Here is a 20,776-nt window from a genome sequence, read left to right on the forward strand (position 1 = left end):
CATGGGCATCGGCGACTTCATCAGCGACATCACACCCGACTCGGTCGAGAACGCGGTCGAGGACGGCGTCGAGTGGGTGGGCAACCGGGTCGAGGACGCGGGCAACTGGACCGCCGACCGGCTGGAGGACGTCGGCTGGGAGTCCGGCGCGGACTGGGTGCGTGAGCAGTCCCGTTCGGTCGCCAACCGGCTGGGCGCCGAGGTCGACGAGATGGACCTCGGGCAGACCGAGGACAAGACCGAGCTGATCTACGGCAGCCCAAGCAAGATCAACTCCACTGCCGCGAAGCTCCGCGCCTTCGAGTCGGCCTTCGACGACACCGGCGACGGTCTCAGAGGCCTAGACTCGTCCCGGCTCAAGGGTGAAGCGGCCGACGCGCTCCGCACCGCGATGGGCACCCAGCCGCACAAGTGGTACAACGCCGCCGACGCCGCCGTGAAGGCGATCGCTGCGCTTGAGGCGTTCGCCGACACCGTCACCTGGGCGCAGGGGCAGGCACAGACGGCGATCGACAAGTGGAAGGAGGGCGTCAAGGCCTCCGAGAACGCCGCCGACGCCCACCGTAAGAAGGTCGACGACTACAACAGCGCCGTCGATCGGTACAACGTCCAGCCCGCGGACAAGCGCGACCCGGCCTCGCTTCCGCCCAGACCCGCGGGAACGTTCGACGACCCCGGCAAGAAGCTGATGAAGGAGGCCCAGGGCATCCTCGCCGAGGCCCGCACACAGCGGAACTCGGCGGCGCAGACGGCGCGCACGGCGGTCCGTGCCGCCCGCGACATGGCTCCGCCGAAGCCGTCCTACGCCGAGCAGGCGCGCGACGGGTTCCAGGAACTGCAGATCATGGGCGACCATCTCGACGGCGGCATCATCAAAGGCACGGCGGGGATCGTCAACTTCGTCCGCGGCGTCAACCCCATGGACCCGTACAACATCACGCACCCGGCCGAGTACGCGATGTCCCTCAACAGCCTGGCCGCCGGCCTGGTGGTCGCCGCCAACGACCCGGTCGGCACCGGCACCCAGATGGTCAAGGACTTCATGAAGGACCCGGCCGAGGGCTTCGGCAGGCTGGTTCCCGACCTCGTGCTGACCGCGGCGACCGGTGGCGGCGGCGCCGCGGTGAAGGGCATACGCACCGCGGAGGAGGCCGCCGAGGCCGCGCGGCTGCGCAGGCTGCTCGACGACGCCCCTGACGGGACCCACCGCCGACCGGACGGCGAGCGCATCACCGATGGCAGCGACCCGGTGGACCTCGCCACGGGCCGGATGTTCCTGCCCCAGACCGACCTCGACATCCCCGGCGTCCTGCCGCTGGTCTTCACCCGCCGCACCGAGTCCGGCTGCGCGACCGGCCGCTTCCTGGGGCTCGCCTGGTCGTCCACCGTCGACGAGCGTCTGGAGGTCGACGCGGTCGGCGTCGTCCACGTCACCGCCGACGGGCTGCTCATCCCGTACCCGCATCCGGTCCCCGGCCTGCCCACCCGGCCGCGTACCGGCCGCTCCCGGCCAACCCTCGCCCGGGACGCCGACGGCGACTACACGATCACCGACCCCATGACCGGCCTGACCCGCCACTTCACCGCGCCACCCGGCGGCGAGCCGGGCGGCGACGGTACGGCCTGGCTGTCCGACATCGCCGAACGGGGTGGACACACCGTCACCGTCGACCGCGCCGAGGACGGTCTGCCGCTGGCCCTCGTCCACTCGGCGGGCCACCAGGTGAAGCTGTCCGTCGCCGACGGCCTGGTCACCGCCCTGTCCCTGGCCGGCGCGGGCGAGAACGGCGGGGACCTGCCGGTGCTGGGCTACGGCTACGAGGACGGCAACCTCACCACCGTCACCAGGCCTTCCGGCGCCGTCACCACGTTCCACTACGACGACCGCCGTCGCGTCATCGCCTGGATCGACTCCAACGGACACCGCTACGACTACGTCTACGACGACCGCGACCGTGTCGTCGCCGAGGGCGGAGAGGCCGGCCACGTCCAGATCACCCTGGCCTACACCGGACCGGACGCCGAGACCGGCCACCGTACGACGGTTCTGACCACCGCCGACGGCCGGGCCACCCGGCACCTGATCGGACCCGGTTGCCGGATCCTGGCCACCACCGACGCGCTCGACCGCACCACCCGGTTCCGCTACGGCCCGAGCGGCGACCTGCTGTCCCGCACGGACCCGCTGGGCGCCACCACCGCCTTCACGTACGACGAGGACGGCCGCCTGCTCACGGCCACCCGGCCGGACGGCGGCGAACTACGCGTCGTACGCGGCCCGTTCGGCCCGCCGGTGGAGATCGTGGGGCCGGACGGCGCCCGCAGCACGTACGAGTACGACGAACTCGGCAACCGTACGGCGGTCACCGACCCGGCCGGCCTCACCACCCGCCGCGCCTACGACCACACCGGCCGTCTCACCTCGGTCACCGACGTCCTCGGGGCCACGACGCACGTGAGGTGCGACGCGGCGGGGCTGCCCGTGGAGGTCGTGGATCCATCCGGTGCCACCACCCGCACCGAACGGGACGCCCTCGGTCGGCCGGTCCGCGTCACCGACCCGTCGGGAGCGGTCACCCGTCTGGAGTGGAACATGGACGGGCAGCTCGCCCGCCGCACGGACCCCGGCGGCGCCACACAGTCGTGGACCTACGACGGTGAGGGCAACTGCCTCACCCACACCGACGCGTCCGGCGGCCTGTCCCGCTACGAGTACACCCACTTCGACCTCCCGCTCGCCACCACCCGCCCCGACGGCGCACGCTACGAGTTCGAGCACGACGCCGACCTGCGCCTGACCCGCGTCGCCGGCCCGCAGGGGCTGACCTGGAGCTACGCCTACGACGCGGTCGGCAACATCGTCTCCGAGACCGACTTCGACGGACGCACCCTGACCTACCGGGTGGATGCCGCGGGCCGGCTCGCCGAGCGGGCCGACGCGCTCGGCGGCACCATCTCCTTCGTCCGCGACCAACTCGGCCAGGTGGTCCGCAAGGACGTCGACGGCCGGGCGACGGACTACGCCTACGACCAGGCCGGACGGCTGCTGGAGGCGGTCGGACCGGACGGCGAACTCCGCTACCGGTACGACCGCCGGGGCCAGGTCAAGACCGAACTGGTCGACGGCCGCCCCCTCGTCCACACCTACGACGCCCTGGGCCGCCGCACCCGCCGCACCACACCGACCGGTCATGTCACCTCCTACTCCTACGGCGCCGACGGACAGCCCCACCGGCTCACCACCGGCGGCCGGCACATCGACTTCACCCACGACGCCGCCGGCCGCGAGCTGGCCCGCGCCTTCGGCGACGCGCTCACCGTGACGTCCGCCTGGGACGAGGCCGGCCGGCTCGCCGCGCAGCACATCACCGCCGGAGCGCACGCCGTCAACAGCCGCGCCTACGCCTATCGCGCCGACGGCCACCTGATCTCCGTGGCGGACCAGCTGTCGGGCACCCGCACCTTCGACCTCGACCCGATCGGCCGGGTCACCGCCGTCCACGCCCCCGACTGGACGGAGCGGTACGCCTACGACGACACCGGCAACCAGACCTCGGCGGCCTGGCCGACCCGCCACCCCGGCAGCGAGGCCGCCGGATCACGCACCTACACCGGCACCCGCATCACCCGGGCCGGAGACGTGCGCTTCGAACACGACGGTCTCGGCCGGGTCACCCTGCGGCAGAAGACCCGCCTTTCCCGCAAGCCCGACACCTGGCGCTACACGTGGGACACGGAAAACCGCCTCACGTCCGTCACCACCCCCGACGGCACACGGTGGAGGTACCGCTACGACCCCCTGGGCCGCCGCAGCGCGAAGCAGCGCCTGGCGGCCGACGGCGAGAGCGTGGTGGAAGAGGTCCGCTTCACCTGGGACGGCCTCACCCTGTGCGAACAGACGAGCAATCGGCCGGACGTCCCCGGCACGGTCGCCCTCACCTGGGACCACCGTGACGTCGTCCCCCTCGCCCAGACCGAGCGCATCCTCACGGCCGACGACCGCCAGGAAGAGATCGACCGGCGGTTCTTCGCCATCGCCACCGACCTCGTCGGAACCCCCACCGAACTGATCGACGCGTCGGGCGACATCGCGTGGCGCAGCCGCACCACGCTCTGGGGCACCACGGCCTGGGCCCGTGACAGCAGTGCCTACACCCCCCTCCGGTTTCCCGGCCAGTACTACGACCCCGAGACCGGCCTCCACTACAACTACTTCCGCCACTACGACCCGGAGACCGGCCGCTACACCTCCCCGGACCCCCTCGGCCTCGCTCCCGCGCCGAATCCCCTCGGATATGTGGACAACCCCCACACCGGGTGCGACCCGCTGGGTCTTATGCCCAACTACACGAAGGAGGAGAGGGCCAAGAAGCGGCTCGACAAGGTCGTGGACGGGGTCATCGAGAGGGCCGAGAACGGCACGTTCAGGAAGCACGTCGATTACCACGGGGACACGATGCACGGTATGAGCGACGAACGGGTTCTGGAGATCCTGAAGAACCCGGACGCGGTGTACCAGTCGACGGGCACGGGCGGAAGACTCACGTTCCGGCAGGGCGAGGACATCGTCGTGACCGACGGGCCCGGCACCACCCAGGGCCAGGCCATCACGGCGTACGGACCGTCGGGCATCAAGGGCGATTCCGGGGTGGAGGCGCTCGGCGGCAAACCCACGGACCCCGGTGTACCAGTGACCCACGAGGACATCGTGGAGGGCAGGATTCCTGCCAAGGGTGGCTATTTGGCTCCGGCAGTACGGATCAGATGAGGCAGGAACGACCATGAAACTGTCGCTCGACGGCGACTGGCGCGCAACGGTGACGGACGATCCGCTGCACATCACCCCCCGCTTCGACGGCGGCTCCGTGCGCGTCACGCGCTACGCGGATGTGCAGGAACGTGAGGGGTTCTTCGTGGACACCTTCGGCAGCCGGCAGTGGCTGTGGGACGCGCCCGACATCCTCCGGTTCGACCCGGCCGGCCGGCAACTGGTCGGGGCCGAGTTCCAGTTGCCGGAGGAGTCCGCCTCCGCCGAGGACGCCGCCCGCCTTTCCCGCACGCCCACGGTGCGCCCGGGCGGGCTGCGCGCGGACGAGGTCCGGGACTTCCGGCATGAGATGTGCACGGTGCTGTGTCGTGTTCCCGGGGACGCCGTGCTGACCGGTCTGCGCGATCTCGACGTCCTCGACGTGCCGTTGGAGGCCCGCATCGGCATCGCCCCCGATGTGGCGCTCCTCGTCCAGCACGGCAGCGTCGTCGGTTGGAGCCTCACCGACCCCGCGCAGTACCTGACCACCGCGTACGCCGACCCCGACCCCGATCCTCCGTCCCCTGCCACCCGTCGGCTGCTCAGCGAATGCCTGGACCTCGTCACCCAACCGGTGATCCTCGACGTGGCCGACGGCGAACCGACTGCCCTGGCCCGCCTCCGCGCGGCCGACGAGGCCCTGCGCAACCAGCCCGAGGACCGCCACCGGGCCGACGCCCTGCTCTCCCTCATCGCGAACCTGGTCGAGGACTACGGAAACGGGTGACGGTCAGCCGACGAAGCCGAGGCACACATGTCGCTCGGGGGCGTCCTCGTCGGTGTCGACGAGGCAGATCGCCCGCCGGGTGCCGAGCTCCAGCCGGCCGCCGATGACCCGCACCGCCCGGTGCGGGGGGTGCCCCTATGACTTTGGTCAAGGGGTGATCGGGGTTGGTGGCTGGTAGAAGGTGCCGTCGCGGAGCATCGCGAAGAGCACGTCAGCCCCTCCCGGCGTGAGTTCGTCATCTCGCGCGCGTCAGATGAGCGACGAAGAAAACGCAGGTCAGCGGTCCAGCGCACCTTCGGTGCGCGCCGGGGGCGTGGTAAATGCCGTGGCGTGCGCTGGAGGTGCTCCTGTCCGCCCTGCCGTGGGCGGATGCCGGTTCGGGACGCTGGATCGGTTCGTTCCGGCCGAAACCGATTGCTCTGATGATGCCGGTGAGCTCGCAGGTCAGCGTGGTGCCGGGGGCCGTCCACGGGGACCGTGGAGTGTTGCTGTGAGCACGGGCGTCAGAATTCCTGTTTCACCCTGGCCCTCCCGGAACGGCGAACTGACCGGCCGTTCGCCAGGGAAGGAGCAAGGCCGTGGACGTACTGCACGAACGCTGCGCCGGCCTGGACATCAGCAAGAAGGACGCCAAGGCGTGCGTCCGCACCCCGAGCACGAAACGACGGGGATCTTTCACCAGTCGGACCACGACCTGGGGGTCGACGACGAACGCCGTGCTCGCCCTGCGGGAGCACCTGCTCGCCGCCGAGGTCACACTCGTCGTGATCGAGGCGACCTCGGACTACTGGAAGCCGTTCCACTACCTGCTGGCCGAGGATTTGAACGTGATCCTGGTCAACGCCCGGCAGGTCAAGAACCTGCCCGGCCGCAAGACGGACGTCTCGGACGCGGCCTGGCCGGCCCAGCTCGGCGCCCACGGCCTGGTCCGGCCCTCCTTCGTGCCGCCCGCACCGGTCCGCGAACTACGGGACCTCACCCGGGCCCGCACGACCGCCACCCGTGAACGCGGCCGTGTGGTCCAGCGCCTGGAGAAGCTGCTGGAGGACACCGGCATCAAACTCTCCGCGGTCGCCTCCGACATCATGGGCGTCTCCGGCCGGGCCATGCTCGAAGCCCTCATCAGCGGGGAGCACGACTCCCAGATTCTCGCGGACCTGGCCAGACGCAAGCTCCGCAAGAAGATCCCCGAACTCACCGAGGCACTGACCGGACGCTTCCGCGAGCACCACGCGTTCCTCGCTCGCCTGTATCTGGACCAGTACGACCAGCTCACAGTGATGATCGACCAGCTCACCACACGGACCGAGGAGGCAATGGCCCCCTTTCGTCCCGCGCTCGACCTCCTCGACACCATCCCCGGGATCAACCGGGCCGTCGCCGAGGTGATCATCGCGGAGACCGGCGGCGACATGACCCGGTTCACCTCCGCCAAGCACCTGGCCTCCTGGGCCGGGGTCCGCCCCGGCCACCACGAGTCCGCCGGCCGCACCAAGAACACCAAGGTCCGCCCCGGCAATCCCTATCTCAAAAGCGCCCTCGGACTGGCCGCTCTTGGCGCGGTGAGGACCAAGGAAACCTACCTGCAAGCCCGTCACAAACGGCTGACCGCCCGCCACGGACCGATGAAAGCCCTGGTCGCCGTCAAGCACTCCATCATCACCGCGCTCTGGCACATGCTCACCGACAACGTCGCCCACCAGGAACTCGGCGGCACCTACTTCACCCAGCGCGACCCCGAACGAGCCACCCGCCGCGCGATCACCGCACTCAACCAGCTCGGCTACACCGTCACTCTCAACCCGATCGAGGGAGCGGCCTGACCCACCACAGCCCGGCACCCGACACCCGGCGACCTCCCGCCCACCGGGCACCGGGCACCGGGCACCGGGCACCGGGCACCGGGCACCGGGCACCCAAACACGCCCACACCCACCGTGACCTGCTGCTATTTACGCGTCAGAGTCCCTCTTTGACTGGTTCAAGAATCGCCACACACTCCACATGATGCGTCATCGGAGAGATGTCGGCCTGGGCGAAATTCGGAAAGGTGCAGGTCATAGCCCCTTTCGCGGCTCGTTGTACCGCCAACAGGCGCCCGGAGCGTCGAACGAGCGTCATGACCAACAGCCCACCACCTTCTTCGGGGGAGACAGGCGAGGCTGCCTCAACTCGTCCACGTCGGCTCTCCCGCCTGGGCCGGCCTGGGTACGGGAGTGCTCAGCACCGGCTCCGCCAGCATTCACGTCACACCCACCGGTCCTTCTACCGAGCCCTGGGGTGCCGTTCTTCTGACGTCGCCTCCCGATATGAGGGATCGGGGTGGGCGCTGATCATCCATAAGGGTTAATTCAGGCGCCCGGCCTGCCACCCAGGAAGCGGTTCGGTCACCGTGGGGGCATGGACGCCCCGCGGACAGGTTCGGTCGGTTCCGGGCCCGGGACGGTGCTGCGGTGGGCTCGGACAGTGGGACTGGTGAGGGATGAGGTTGAGCAGCGGCGGCTTGCCGCGATGAGGTTGGAGGCGCTCGCTGAAGGGGCTCTGCCGCGGGCTGGCGCCCAGGACGTGGCTCTGACGGCCCAGTGGGCAGTGTTCATCTGCTGGGTGGACGACCTGATCGACCGGCGAGGCATGGGGCTGGTCGCCGGCGAGGTGGAGGAGTTCACTGCTCCTTTGCGCGAGGTCCTGGACGCCGGCAGTGGTCTGATGCCCGCGGCAACGGCCCCGCATGCCGCAGTCCTGAGGGGGCTGTGGGAGCGCACGGCCGAGGGGATGTCCGCCCGTTGGAGGGAGCGTTTCACCGCGGATTACACCGACTTCCTGGATGCGACCGAGGAGGAAGTGGCCCTGCGCCGTGACGGTGTTCGGCTGTCCCTTGAGCCGTATGTGCGGTTGCGGCGCCGAACGATCACCCTGCTTCCGCTTCTCGACGTGCTGGAACGCACCGGCAATGCCCCGCTGGTGGAGTGTCCACAGGTCAGTGCCCGACTGGGCGAGCTACGGCAGGCGTTGGCCGATGTGGCGGGATGGGCGAATGATCTGGCCTCGGCGGCCGACGACGCGGCTACCGGTCAGGACAACCTGGTGACCGTCCTCGCCCGACAGGACGGCTGCTCCCTGCCTGCGGCCCGCGCACGGGCGGCTGACATGATCGCCGATCGCCGCAGCGACTTCCGCACCGCCGCCACCGCTCTGCGCATGGGCCACGGCGTGCCCCCTGAGCGGCAGGTAGACGTATGCCGGTACGTGGACCTGACGCAGACGTTCATGGCCGTCACGCTGCGCTGGCTGGCCCGCACCGGGCGCTTCACCCCCGAACCCGGGCCGCCCGCACCCCCTCAGACGTCAGGGCCGCAGCTCTGACCCGAAGGAACCATTCGACCGGACGCACCAGGTACAGGCCGGACACGACGATGTGGAGGAACTGACCCCGATGAGAATCGCTGCCCCGGCCGCATGGATGCCCCGCTGGCCACATTCCGCGCTGCCTGCCGAGCTAGCCCCCGCCACCGCACGGCTGCGCTCTCATCTCCTGGACCTGATCCGGCCCGACGGAACCCTGCACAGTCCGTGCCGCAGCCGCGTCCTGGAATCCGCACTGCTGCTGGCCCTCTTGGACCGCGCCCGCCTGGAACCCGCCGCCCGCAGCCGCCTGGCCGCCTACCTGTCCTTGCACTGCGACTCTCCCGAACCGCTGGACCGGCTCATGGCCCGGGCCGCCCTGCACCACAGTCCTGACCCGGCCGGCCTGTTGGATGTGGAACGGTTCCTCGCCCGGGCCCCGGACTTCACCGGCCCCCGCAAACACGCCCTGTTGCATGCCGTCCTGACGCTCCTGGACGCCGCCCCCACCGACGACGGGATCGCCACCGCCCCCGAGGCGTTCAGTCTGCACGGTCTGCACACCTGGGCGCGCGTCCAGGTCACCGCGGTCAAAGCCGTCCTCGCCCACGCCCGCGGACATCGCCTGATCGACAAAGGCGACCTGGAACTGCTGCGCTCCACGCAGCGGCCCGGAACCGTCTGGGAGGCCAACCTGCTCATCCACCTCTCGGTACTGCACGCCCTGCTACCCGTCCCCGGCCAGTACCCACTGGTCGTCGACGGAGTGAAGACCGCACTGCGGCACCAGCGTCCCGATGGCGGGATGCCGTTCATCTGCGACGAGGACACCTGGGTCACCGCCACCGCCGGAGTCGCCCTGCACGCCGCCGGAGCCGCCGCACCGGTCATGGACCTCATCGCCCGGCGTCTGGTGGCCCTTCAACACCCTGCAGGCGGCTGGTCCTACACCGACGGCGTCCAACTCCCCGACGTGGACTGCACCTCGGTGGCTGTCGAAGTCCTCCACCTAGCCGACCCCGACACCTACCAAGCACCGCTGCGCCACGCACTACGCGCGCTGCACGCCCTGCGCGGCAAGGACGGTGGCTTCCCGACCTACCTGACCGGCGCGCCATCGGAAGCCTGCATGACCGCCGCCGCAGCCAATGCCCTCAGCACCCAGGGCCCGGCCTACCACCATGAGTTCGAATCAGCCATTGGCTACCTCGTCTCCCAACAGCGCCCCGACGGCTCCTTCCCGCCGGACTGGAGCAGCAGCCGCCTGCACACCGTCTCGCGCGCCGTCCTGGCGGCCTCCCACCACCCCCGCAGAGGCCCCGACAGCCCCGCGCAGCACGTCATCAGAAAGGCCGTGACGTTGGTGGCAGACTGTCAGAACGCCGACGGCGGGTGGGGCCAGCAGGACGGCGACGCGAGCGACGCGCTGAGCACCGCCTACGCGCTGACGGCCCTCGCGACGCAGAACACCCCCGGCCCCGCTACCCGGGGCGCCGCCTACCTACTCACCCAGCAACGCTCCGACGGATCGATCGCAAGTATCCCGGACTCGATCGGCCCCCGCCCGTTCGGTTTCACCGTTCCCGTGCTCGCCGATGTCTTCGCCCTGCTCGCCCTCGGTCACCTCACCCGCCGCCTGGCCCCCGCACCATGCCGCATACCGGCAGTGACCAACGCTGAGAAGGGTCAACGCGTCATCGGTGCGTCTCCGGCCCGTCACCGGGTTGCCCGCAGCCCGTCCTGAACGCGGCGTCACAGGTGGCAGTCGAGGAACGAGGTCAGCTGCGGCCTGGAGAGAGCTCCCACCCTGTGCGTCACCCGACACCGTTTGTGAAGAGCCGGCCTTGACCGTGCGCATGTCGTCGTAAATGACGACTTCATGCGTGACTCAAGTGTGGCTCAGACTCCGGACCGATGTGGCGTGGGCCTGGCGGCCTCCCCAGACCCCCAGGGCACACGGTCTCGCGCCCCATCGGCGTCATCATGGTCCGCTGCCGCGGGCACCCCGCCCCTACGCGTTCACCATCAACGAGGAATTCAGGGCCTGTGCCAACCTGCGGGAAGCGGCGAGGAGTCGTAGGGGATTCCAGATCCGGGGCCACAACTGTGCTTGTTTCTGCTCGTTGTTCCCCTTGCGGTGGCGCACAGGGGGCGCGAGCCTTCTTTGAATCCCGGGGAGTGACGTAGGTGGTGGCGATGGATATCTCGGCCCGGTGGCACGTTGGGCGCACTGTACTGGTCACCGGGGCGACCGGGGGCATCGGTGCGGCGACGGCGCTGCGCTTGGCCGGCTGCGGTTTCGATGTGATCGGCACAGCACGCAGCCAGGAGAAGGCGGATGCGCTGGTTGCCGCTGCAGCGGCGCGCGGGCGGTCGCTGAGAACGGTGGTGCTGGACGTCGCCGAGCCGTCTTCATGCGCAGAGGCGATGGGGCGGATCGGGGAGATGACGGGCGGGGGCGCGTGGGCGGTCGTGAACAACGCCGGGGTGCCACAGGCGGGCTCGCTGGAGGACGTGAGCGATGAGCAGGCGCGTCATCTGCTGGAGGTGAACCTGCTGGGGGCCATGCGGATCTGCCGTCTTGCCCTGCCGGGGATGCGTCTGCGCGGTGGGGGGCGGGTCGTGAACGTGTCGTCCGGTCTGGGGCGGGTGCCGTGGCCGCTGGGTGGCTGGTACAGCGCGAGCAAGCACGCGTTGAGTGCGCTCACCCACTGCCTGCGGGTGGAGATGGCGCATGCCGGTGTCCGCGTGTCTTTGGTGGAGCCCGGGGCGTTCGCCACCGCGATGCTGGATCAGGCGGTCGACGATCTCGCCGGTGCCGATCGCAAGGGATTCGCGGGCTACGCCCGTTCACGGGCCCTGTTCACGGCGGTCAACGAGCGCGTCCCCGGACCTCAGCCGGTCGCCCGGACCATCGAAAAGGCGCTGACCTCCCGCAGCCCCAAGGCCCGTTACACCGTCGGTCTCGACGCCCGCCTCCTCGTACCCCTCCATGCGGTGTCACCGCTGTGGCTGTCGGACCTGGTCAAACACACGATCAGCGGCCTGCCTCGCAAGGCCCCGGCAAACTCCAGCGCCAAGAAGAGGGCAGCATGAGCATCTACAGCCACATCACGCAGGTCGCCGTCCACCTGCCGCCCGGCCGCGAGAGCTCGCACGCCATCGAGGACCGGCTGCGCGAGGTCAATCCCGGTCTGCGGATTCCGCCCGGTTTGCTGCGCCGGCTGTACGGGCTTCAAGAGCGCATCGTCGCCGACGACGGCGACCTGCCCTCCGACCTGGCCTCCCGCGCCGTCCACCGCGTACTGGAGGAGGCGGCGATCGCACCGGGCGAGATCGATCTACTGCTGTTCGCAGCCGTCAGCGCCGACGTCCAGGAACCCGCCAACGGCCACATCGTGGCCGCCAAGACTGGTCTGAACTGCCCGGTGTTCGACATCTCCAACGCCTGCAACAGCGTCCTGAACGCCCTGGAAGTCGCCGACGCCTTCGTCCGCGGAGGCCGCTACCGGCGGGTCCTCATCACGTGCGGAGAGACCCTCAGCCGGCTCAGCCGATGGACACTGCCCAGCCCCACCGCCCTACGCACCGGGCTCGCCTCACTGACCGGCGGGGACATGGGTGCCGCCCTGCTCCTCGAAGCCTGCAGCGAACCCGGGATCACCGCCAGCACCTTCATGGCAAACTCCGCGGGCTGGCCGGCGGCCACCCTGTTCAACCCCTACCAGGCCCCCGGCACGCCGACCGGACTGCACATCGACTCCGACCAGCTGCTCGACTCCTTCCTCGGCCTGGACACCCGGGCCGCACAGTGGCTGAAGGAACAGCACACCGAGCCGGACGAACTCGGCCTCGTCTGCGTCCACCAGCCGTCCGTCCCCTTCGTGCACACCTTCTGCGCACGCCTCGGTGTCCAACCCGATGCCGTCGTACCGACCTTCCACCGCACCGGGAACACGGGCGCCGCCACCCTTCCCCTCCAGCTCGCCCTTGCCACCGAAGAGGCCCGGCTGCGCCCAGGCATGCAGGTGGCTTTGTTCGGCATGGCCAGCGGCGCCAGCGCAGGGGTGATGCTGATCAACTGGTAGGGCCACCAGCAGCCGCGCCAGGACCCGATGAGGGCAGCCCGAGACCCGTCACCGGTCAGAGCGGGCTGGCTCGGTCGGTCGTCCAGTATGCGGGCCGGGTCTCTGCCCCGGTCGGACGATAGTCGCTGGAGGCTCAGCGACCCGTGACACGGACAGTGCCTGGTGCGGGCAGGTCCCGCGGCGAAAAGGTCAGTGGCTGTCAGGCGAGGACGACTGGCTTGCCGCTCAGCGCCACACCGGCTTGGCGTAGCTCACTGATCGCGGTGCTGGTGGTGTCGGCGGCAACGCCGGCGGTGTAGTCGAGCAGGACCCGGACGGCGAAGCCCGCTCGTACGCCGTCGAGCGCGGTGGCCTTCACACAGTGGTCGGTAGCGATGCCGACGACGTCGAGCTTGCTGATGTGGCGGGCACGCAGCCAGTCGGCCAGTGATGTGCCGTCCTGGGCCGAGCCCTCGAAACCGCTCTTCGAGGCGGAGTACGCCCCCTTGTAGAAGACCTCGTGCACGCCGCCAGAGGTGACGGCGGGCGCGAAGTCCGGATGGAACTCGCCCCCCTCGCTGCCGACGACGCAGTGCTCGGGGAAGGAGCTCTGGAAGTCCGGGTGCTCGGAGAAGTGGGCCCCCGGGTCGATGTGGTGGTCACGGGTGGCGACGATGTGCGCGTACCTTCCATCGGCGCGCCGCACCAGGTCGGCGATGGCCACGGCCCTGCCCGCGCCGCCCTTCACCGGAATGCTGCCGCCCTCGCAGAAGTCCTTCTGCACGTCAACAACGATCAATGCACGGCGCACGGAGACCCTTTCCTTCGGAAGAACCCATTGCCGGTATGGTCGCTCCCTCCGTCGGTGAGCTGACGCAGCACTCGCCAGCACTCACCCGATAGGGACGCACTTGGTGAAGGCGTCCAGCTGCGCGTCGAGCACTTGGCCGAGAAACGCGCATCGGGCATAGCCCATGCGGTTGTCCGCCGTCCGGTGCATCGGCTCGATCGGCCGGCCTGGGAACCATGCGGTCGTCAGCCAGACGGTTCAAGGAAGTCGACCTCGATTGGGCCCGCAATCGCAGAGCTCCCCCCTCCGTGGGGGTTCGCCACGTGGCGGGAGGCGCTGCCGCGAGCGCGGAAGTACCCGGTGGCGGTCCGCAACTACGTGATGTCGAAGCTGACGTACATCTCCGAGGTCCGGGCGGTGGATCTCTGCCATGTGCAGTTCGGAGACGTGCACTGGGAGAACGGGCAGTGGGGCCGATTCTCGGTTCACGGCAGCACGCCCACCGATCGTGCGCGGACGCCGGGCGGAGCCCTGCCGGGAGCAACCCGAGCGGCGGCCGGGCGGGCAGTGGGGCGACGCGCCGGGGTGATCACCATGGTTACCCGGGGGCACGGCGCACCACGCCCTCGGCAGGTTCATCCTTACGGGGCCACCCCGGCACGGCGGCAGGGTGGTGCACGGCCCGATCGGTAGCGTGCGGCGCATCAATGCTCGGGCAGCGTGTCAGCGCCGCCCGGCGTGGACCGCCCATACTCGGAGGCATTCCCCGTGACCACCCTCAGTGGCGTACTCCCCCCGATCGGGCTGGAGATCCCCTGCTCCAGCTACGCGGTCAACGTCCCGCTGCAGATCAATGTGCTCGGCCTCGTCACCTTGGACATCAAGGGCGGCATCAGGTTTCGCGTCGAGGAGACCATCCCCGGCGGCCAGGGCGGAGTGAAGATGAGGATCATCGGCGAGGAGTACAGCGCCGACTCCCCCGTCCTGGGCAAGGTCACCCTCTCACAGGCCGACGTCGACACCACCCCGCTCAGCGTGCTCGAAGTCACCAGCACCATGCCGCCGGTCCTGCGCCACACCCTCTTCCACGACTTCACGCTCACCATCGAAAAGCCCCCGGGCGGCGGTGGCCCCGCGCTCCTGTCCAACACCCGGACGATGACCACCCTGTGCGACCGGCTCACTGTCTTCCCCCCGCAGGGCAGCATCTACCAAGTCCAGCAGCCCGTTGACTTCGCCCCGCTCGACAACCCCGGACAAGTCGTCGCCCAGCTCCTGCCGTTCCCCATGACCAGGTCCCACAACCCCTGATCAGCACCCTTCGCGGCCGGGCAACGGAACACCGTCGCCCGGCCGCGCAGACGGCACGGACCTCGCCGCCCACACCTGCAGCCGCACCCGGCGCAGCCGCCCACGGGACTGGACCCGGGCGTGAGAACCGCACGGCTGCACTCTCCCTGGTGACCGCCACATCCGCAGCTCGGTGGTCTCCTCACCCTCACGCAGCGCGGCGTCGACCTGCTGGTCCGCCACCCCGCCCGTAGCGCCTCATTGAAGCGTCCCGCTGCGCCCGAGCGGCTGTGCCTCTGCTGGACCACACAGCAGACCGCGGCGTTCCTGCGCCACAACGCTGGGAGGGAGGCTTTGTACGTCGTTGAGGGTTGCTCTCGCCGCTAGGACCCGAGTGGCATGACGACACACGGCAGAACTGTGTCTGTACCGGATGCGATCATGATCTCGACCACAGCCCCTCGACGAACGGGAATGGTGAAGGTGGAGTTGGCCTGGGTGTCGACGTAGAAGCTGTCGTCGCCTCGGCCAACGGAGATCCTCAGAGGCCGGTTGCAGGCAAAACCGATGAACAGCACCTCAGTGTCGAAAGTCTTGGACCACCAAGTTCCTGGCTGTAGGGGGATGCCTGCGAGGCTGTTGTCGCGACGGCCCAGCAGATCGGTTCTGAGCTTACCGCTGACTTCCAGATCGCCGCCGACCGTGACCTTTTCGGCGGTGTCCCCGTCCGCGTGACCGTTGTTGCCGACGATTCGGGGGACGGCCAGCTGTTTGCCCGGCGCGATGGTGACGTCGCCGTTGACGGCGAGGTTGCCGATTTCCAGATCGGGTTTGAGGACGGTGATGAAGTTCCCCCCGGGGCCTGGACAGCGGGTGTTTACGCTGCGGGGGTGAGGTCCTGCCGGAGCAAGGTTCTCGTTTCGAGCGGGGTGACGTACCCGTACTCGGGATGCCTGCGGAGTCGGCTGCGGTTGTACTCGATCTCGATGTAGCGGAAGACGTCGGCCCGGGCAGCCTCGCGGGTTTCCCAGACGGTGGTACCGATCTCCGCTTTGAGGACGGCGAACCAGCTTTCCGCAGCAGCATTATCGTAACAAGAGCCGACACGTCCCATCGACTGCCTCATGTGCAACTGACGTATCTCGGCTCGGAATTCGTCACTTGTGTATTCGCTGCCGCGGTCGGTGTGCATGATGCAGTCGTCCTCCAGGCCACCGCGTCCGGCCGCCATCCGCAGGGCGGCGACCGGCAGCTCGGCGCGGTGGTGGCCGGCCATCGCCCAGCCGATCACCTCCCGCGTCGCGAGATCGATGCAGGTCGCCAGATACAACTTCCCTTCCAGGGTGACGAGTTCGGTCATGTCACCAACCAGCCGCATCCCGGGGCGGGGTGCGGTGAAGTCCCGGCCGATCAGGTCGGCGGCGAACACCGCCCGCTTCGCCTGCCGGGTCAGGCCCCGACGCCGACGACGGGTGATCCCGACGATCCGGTGCTTGCGCATCAGCCGCTCGACCTTCTTCGGGTTCACCGCCCGCCCGGCCCGCCGCAGGGCGGCGTGAATCCGCGGGGCTCCGTAGGCGCCGCGCGACCCGGCGTGGAGCACTCGGATCTCGTCCACGAGGCGCTCCTCCTCGCGCCGTGCGGCCCGCCGCGCCGACGCGGCCGCGTGGTGCGCGTAGTAGGTAGAGCGCGGCACTCCCAGTGCACGGCACAGCCGCGCCACGCTGTGACCTGCAAGATGGCTGTCAGATGCCTTCTCCGCGTCGATGAAGCGGCACCGCGCGGCGGTGTCTACCTCATCTTGTCCTGCGCGAAGAAGGCGGTCGCTTTTCCCAGGATGTCGACCGTCTTTTCCAGCTCGCGGACCTTGCGCCGCAGCTGGGCGAGTTCTTCCCGCTCGGCGCTGGTCAGAGCCCCGGCAGGCCCCTCGCCCCGATCGACCTTGGCCTGCTTCACCCAGCCACGCAGACCCTCCGGACTCACCCCCAGGTCCCGGGCGACCTCGGTGACCGTCTTGTCCGACGACAACGCCAGCGCGACGGCATCCCGCTTGAACTCCGCCGTGTACCGCTTGCTCGTATTGCTCTTCTTACTCACTACCTGTGACTGCTTCCTCCGGGACCTTCCGTCCCAGTATCAGGCTGTCCAGGTCACAGGGGGAGCTTCAGTGACCTGGGCGGAGAGGATCCGGGTCACTGGGTTGGACGCGTCGCCCATGGTCGCGCGGAGGTTGAACCGTTCCGGGTTCGGTAGAGACTCTAGATTGTGGCTGTGACCTGCTGTTTTTGCGTGTTCTGGTAGTGGGTGGTTTCGTATTCGGCGGGTGGGACGTGGCCGATCTCACCGTGGAGTCGACGGTGGTTGTACCAATCGACGTACTCAGCGGTGGCCAACTCGACGTTGCTCAGGGCTTTCCAGGGCCGCTGCGGCTTGATGAGCTCGGTTTTGTAGAGCCCGATGGTCGATTCCATCAGGGCGTTGTCGAGGGCGTCCCCGACGGTGCCGATGGACGCGGCGATCTGTTCGGCGGCCAGGTGGGTGGCGAGCCGGAAGCTGGTGTACTGCGATCCGGCATCGGAGTGGTGGATCAACTCCCTTGCGGTGACGGGGTTTCCGGCCCGGTCACGCTGCCACAGCCCCATTTCCAGTGCGGACAGCACCAGCGGGGTCTGCTTGTTCGTCGCTGCGGACCAGCCGACGATCCGGCGGGAGAAGGTGTCGACGACGAAGGCGACGTAGACAGTGCCGGACCAGGTGGCCACGTAGGTGAAGTCCGCGACCCATACCCGGTTCGGAGCACTGGCCACGAACTGCCTGCTGAGCCGGTCCGGAGCCCGCTCGGCCTCCCTGTCCGCCACTTGGGTGGTGACGACCTTCTTGCCGCGCACCGCCCCGACCAGGCCCTCGGCCTTCATCAGCCGCTCGACGGTGCACCGGGCCACCTGATGGCCCTGGCGCTTGAGCTCGGCCCAGATCTTGCGGGCTCCGTAGACGCTGTAGTTGTCCTGGTAGATGCTGACGATCAGCGGCGCCAGTTCCGCGTCTCGCAGGGCACGGGCCGACGTGGGACGTTTCTTGTACGCGTAATAGGTGGACGGGTGGATGCTGCAGTCGTGCTCGGTGAGCGTCCTGCAGATCGGCTCGACTCCGCCGAAGCGGTCCCGGTGCTCGTCGATGAACGCTACGAGCGTGTGTGTGGCCGGTCGAGCTCGGCCGCGAAGAAACTCGCTGCGGCCTTCAGGATCTCGTTCGCCCGCTTCAGCTCGGCGACCTCTTTCTTGAGCGCTTTGAGCTGGGCGGATTCCTCGGTCGTGGTCCCGGTCCGGGCACCGGCGTCGACCTCGGCCTGACGCACCCAGTTCCGCAGGGAATCCGGCCCGATGTCGAGCTTCGCTCCGATCGACCGGATCGCCGCGGACTCCGTCTTGTACTGATCACGCGTCTCCAGGACCAGACGCACGGCCCGCTCCTTGAGCTCCTTCGGGTATTGCTTCGCCATAACGGACTCGATCCTTCCAAAAGATCGAGCCTCGATCAAACCCGGAACGGTTCACCACCTACACAGGAGGCGGTGCGTACCAGGAGTACACCTACGACGCGGCAGGCCGTCTGACCAAGGCGGACGACTCCCAGACTGGCGTCACCACCCACCGCGCCTACGCCTTCGACGACAACACCAACCGCACGTCGCTCACCACCACGCTCGACGACGTCGACGGAGGCACCCCCACCACCAACACCGTCAACTCCTCCTACGACAGTGCCGACCGGCTGATCGCCTCCGGCACCCTGTACGACGCCTTCGGCCGCACCACTGCACAGGCCGGCGGCGCCCAGAACGCCTACTACGCCAACGACCTCGTTCGCCAGATCACCGCCAACTCCAAGCGGACGACCTGGGACCTGGACGCGGCCGGACGCCTTGCTTCCTGGACGACCGAAAAGCAGGCGGAGGACGGCACCTGGGGCACTGCTGCCACCAAGACCAACCACTACGGCGGCGACAGCGACAGCCCGGACTGGACCGCGGAGAGCAACGGCACCATCAGCCGCAGCCTCGAAGACCTGGCCGGCAACCTGATCGCCACCACCAGCGCGAGCGGCGACGTCGTCCTGCAGTTGGCCAACCTGCACGGCGACATCGCCACGCAGATCCCGCTGGTGGACAACACCACCCCGGTGGTGAACGCCTACGACGAGTACGGCAACCTGCTGCCTGGCACCGACCCCGCCCGTTACGGCTGGCTCGGCGGCAAGCAGCGTTCCACCGAAACGCCCAGCGGCGTGACTCTCATGGGTGTGCGCCTGTACGACCCAACCACCGGACGCTTCCTGTCGGTCGACCCGGTTCCCGGCGGCAACGCCAACGCCTACGAATACTGCAACGGCGACCCATGACCTTCCCCTCGTAGCGTAGAGACCCTGACTGCAGGGGAAGTTGAGGGTCATGGCAGGCAAGAGGCGGAAGTTCGACGCGGAGTTCCGTGAGGGGGCTGTGCGGATCGTCGCCGAGACCGGCAAGCCGATCGCGCAGGTCGCGGAGGATCTCGGGATCAACGAGACCACGCTGGCGAGTTGGGTGTCGCGGGCTCGCAGGGCCGGCGGGGCCACGGCGACGGGTGAGAGCGAGGAGCTCGCGCGGCTGCGGCGGGAGAACGCGCAGCTGAAGAAGGACAACAAGGAGCTGGCCATGGAGCGTGATGTGCTCAAACGCTGCATGGTCTTGTGGGTGAAGTAGCTGTGGCGGACCCGGCGTTGCTTGTCGGGGTGATCAGCGACCAGAAGACCGTGCACAGCATTTCGCACCGCACCTCCTGTCGGGCCCTGGGCGTGTCGGAGGCGTGGTTCTACAAGTGGCGCCGCAGGCCGTCCGAGCCGACAAAACGCGAGATCAGACGCGCAGAGCTGGCCGAGCGGATCCGTTACTTCTTCGACTGCTCCGGCCGGACGTACGGCTCGCCGAGGATCACGCTGGATTTGTGGGAGGAGGGCTGGCAGGTGTCGCAGAACACCGTCGCCGAGATCATGGCCGAACTCGGCCTGCAGGGCCGCAAGCCGCCTCGTCGACGCCGCTCGCTCACCCGCCCAGGCAAGCGGAAGACCGCTCCTGACCTGGTGCGACGCAAGTTCGACGCCATCGCTCCCGACGTCTTGTGGTGGGGCGACATGACGGAGATCGAGACCGGAGAGGGCAAGCTCTACCTCGCATCCGTCCACGACGCCTTCTCCCGCCGCGCCCTTGGCTACGCGATGGGCGCGCGGCACGACGCCGCGCTGGTCAGCGCGGCCCTGCAGATGGCGATCGCGACCCGGGGCGGCCAGGTCGACGGCGTCATTTTCCATACGGACCGCGGCAGCGAATACACGTCCGAGGCGTTCCAGCAGCTGTGCGGCAGGTGGGGCGTGGTGCAGTCGATGGGGCGCGTCGGGTCGGCGCTGGACAACGCCGCCGCGGAGTCGTTCCACTCGGTCCTCAAGGTCGAGTACATCCACCGGCACACCTTCGCCACCCGCACCGAGGCCCGGCTGAAGACCGCCACGTGGATCGCGGACTTCTACAACACGAAACGCCGTCACAGCGCGGCCGGGGGGAAGCCACCCGCCGAGTTCGAACGGATCATCCAGGAAGCGCGAGCTCGGACCGATCAGGAAGGCCGGGCCGCATAACCAACGTCTCTACGCAACCAGGGGATTGACACCACCACCGCCAGCGACTCCCGAGCGGCGACTTGCAGAGGGCCGCAGAGCTCCAG

Annotated in this window: 15 protein-coding genes; 11 read left to right on the forward strand and 4 right to left on the reverse strand. The window is 69.0% G+C overall.

The features are described from left to right. The first annotated feature begins 1 nt into the window (after window position 1). The 7 genes from RV986_RS13600 to RV986_RS13630 all read left to right on the forward strand — a co-directional run bounded on the left by RV986_RS13600 (window position 2) and on the right by RV986_RS13630 (window position 12,964). Entirely contained in the window at window positions 2-4,768 is a 4,767-nt protein-coding gene (locus RV986_RS13600; RefSeq protein ID WP_475917646.1) for a putative T7SS-secreted protein, read from the forward strand. 13 nt (window positions 4,769-4,781) lie between these two features. Further along, the gene (locus RV986_RS13605; RefSeq protein ID WP_475917647.1) at window positions 4,782-5,534 is read left to right on the forward strand and encodes a hypothetical protein; all 753 of its coding nucleotides are present in this window, start codon (window positions 4,782-4,784) and stop codon (window positions 5,532-5,534) included. A gap of 578 nt (window positions 5,535-6,112) precedes the next feature. Further along, entirely contained in the window at window positions 6,113-7,357 is a 1,245-nt protein-coding gene (locus tag RV986_RS13610) for an IS110 family RNA-guided transposase (protein WP_475917648.1), read from the forward strand. Window positions 7,358-8,009: 652 nt separating this feature from the next. Continuing rightward, window positions 8,010-8,897 (forward strand): terpene synthase family protein, encoded by an 888-nt coding sequence (locus RV986_RS13615; protein WP_475917649.1) that lies wholly within the window; start codon window positions 8,010-8,012, stop codon window positions 8,895-8,897. A 70-nt stretch (window positions 8,898-8,967) separates the two neighbouring features. Beyond that, on the forward strand, window positions 8,968-10,620 hold the full coding sequence (locus tag RV986_RS13620) for a prenyltransferase/squalene oxidase repeat-containing protein (RefSeq protein ID WP_475917650.1): 1,653 nt from the start codon (window positions 8,968-8,970) through the stop codon (window positions 10,618-10,620). Between the two features lie 452 nt (window positions 10,621-11,072). Continuing rightward, the gene (locus RV986_RS13625) at window positions 11,073-11,972 is read left to right on the forward strand and encodes an SDR family oxidoreductase (RefSeq protein WP_475924274.1); all 900 of its coding nucleotides are present in this window, start codon (window positions 11,073-11,075) and stop codon (window positions 11,970-11,972) included. Next, window positions 11,969-12,964: a 3-oxoacyl-ACP synthase III family protein gene (locus RV986_RS13630; RefSeq protein WP_475917651.1), complete on the forward strand. Its 996-nt coding sequence runs from the start codon at window positions 11,969-11,971 to the stop codon at window positions 12,962-12,964. The genes RV986_RS13625 and RV986_RS13630 overlap by 4 nt, the downstream gene beginning before the upstream one ends. 199 nt (window positions 12,965-13,163) lie before the next feature. Here RV986_RS13630 and RV986_RS13635 read toward each other — a convergent pair whose 3' ends face one another. Beyond that, window positions 13,164-13,754, reverse strand: a complete 591-nt coding sequence (locus tag RV986_RS13635) for an isochorismatase family protein (protein WP_475917652.1) — start codon at window positions 13,752-13,754, stop codon at window positions 13,164-13,166. Between the two features lie 747 nt (window positions 13,755-14,501). Here RV986_RS13635 and RV986_RS13640 point away from each other — a divergent pair. Next, a complete protein-coding gene (locus RV986_RS13640) occupies window positions 14,502-15,044 on the forward strand; it encodes a hypothetical protein (protein ID WP_475917653.1) in 543 nt (180 codons plus the stop codon). Between the two features lie 856 nt (window positions 15,045-15,900). On the opposite strand, the gene RV986_RS13645 is transcribed toward RV986_RS13640, so the two are convergent. From RV986_RS13645 to RV986_RS13655, 3 genes are all read right to left on the reverse strand, one after another. After that, on the reverse strand, window positions 15,901-16,791 hold the full coding sequence (locus RV986_RS13645; RefSeq protein WP_475924272.1) for an IS3 family transposase: 891 nt from the start codon (window positions 16,789-16,791) through the stop codon (window positions 15,901-15,903). Between the two features lie 23 nt (window positions 16,792-16,814). Next, entirely contained in the window at window positions 16,815-17,120 is a 306-nt protein-coding gene (locus tag RV986_RS13650) for a transposase (RefSeq protein ID WP_111007219.1), read from the reverse strand. Between the two features lie 161 nt (window positions 17,121-17,281). Next, window positions 17,282-18,522 (reverse strand): IS3 family transposase gene (locus RV986_RS13655; protein WP_475917654.1). Its coding sequence is split into 2 segments (ribosomal slippage): window positions 17,282-18,249 and window positions 18,249-18,522, totalling 1,242 coding nucleotides; the frame shifts between segments, so codons are not numbered across the junction. Between the two features lie 620 nt (window positions 18,523-19,142). Here RV986_RS13655 and RV986_RS13660 point away from each other — a divergent pair. From RV986_RS13660 to RV986_RS13670, 3 genes are read left to right on the forward strand one after another with little or no spacing between them, the layout of a single operon-like run. After that, window positions 19,143-19,421, forward strand: coding sequence for an RHS repeat-associated core domain-containing protein (locus RV986_RS13660; RefSeq protein ID WP_475917655.1), 279 nt, complete (start codon window positions 19,143-19,145; stop codon window positions 19,419-19,421). A gap of 49 nt (window positions 19,422-19,470) precedes the next feature. After that, on the forward strand, window positions 19,471-19,761 hold the full coding sequence (locus RV986_RS13665; RefSeq protein WP_102914224.1) for a transposase: 291 nt from the start codon (window positions 19,471-19,473) through the stop codon (window positions 19,759-19,761). Next, entirely contained in the window at window positions 19,749-20,690 is a 942-nt protein-coding gene (locus tag RV986_RS13670) for an IS3 family transposase (protein WP_475915735.1), read from the forward strand. The genes RV986_RS13665 and RV986_RS13670 overlap by 13 nt, the downstream gene beginning before the upstream one ends. Window positions 20,691-20,776: the final 86 nt, after the last annotated feature.

The sequence above is a fragment of the Streptomyces sp. RLA012 genome, from assembly GCF_056270325.1.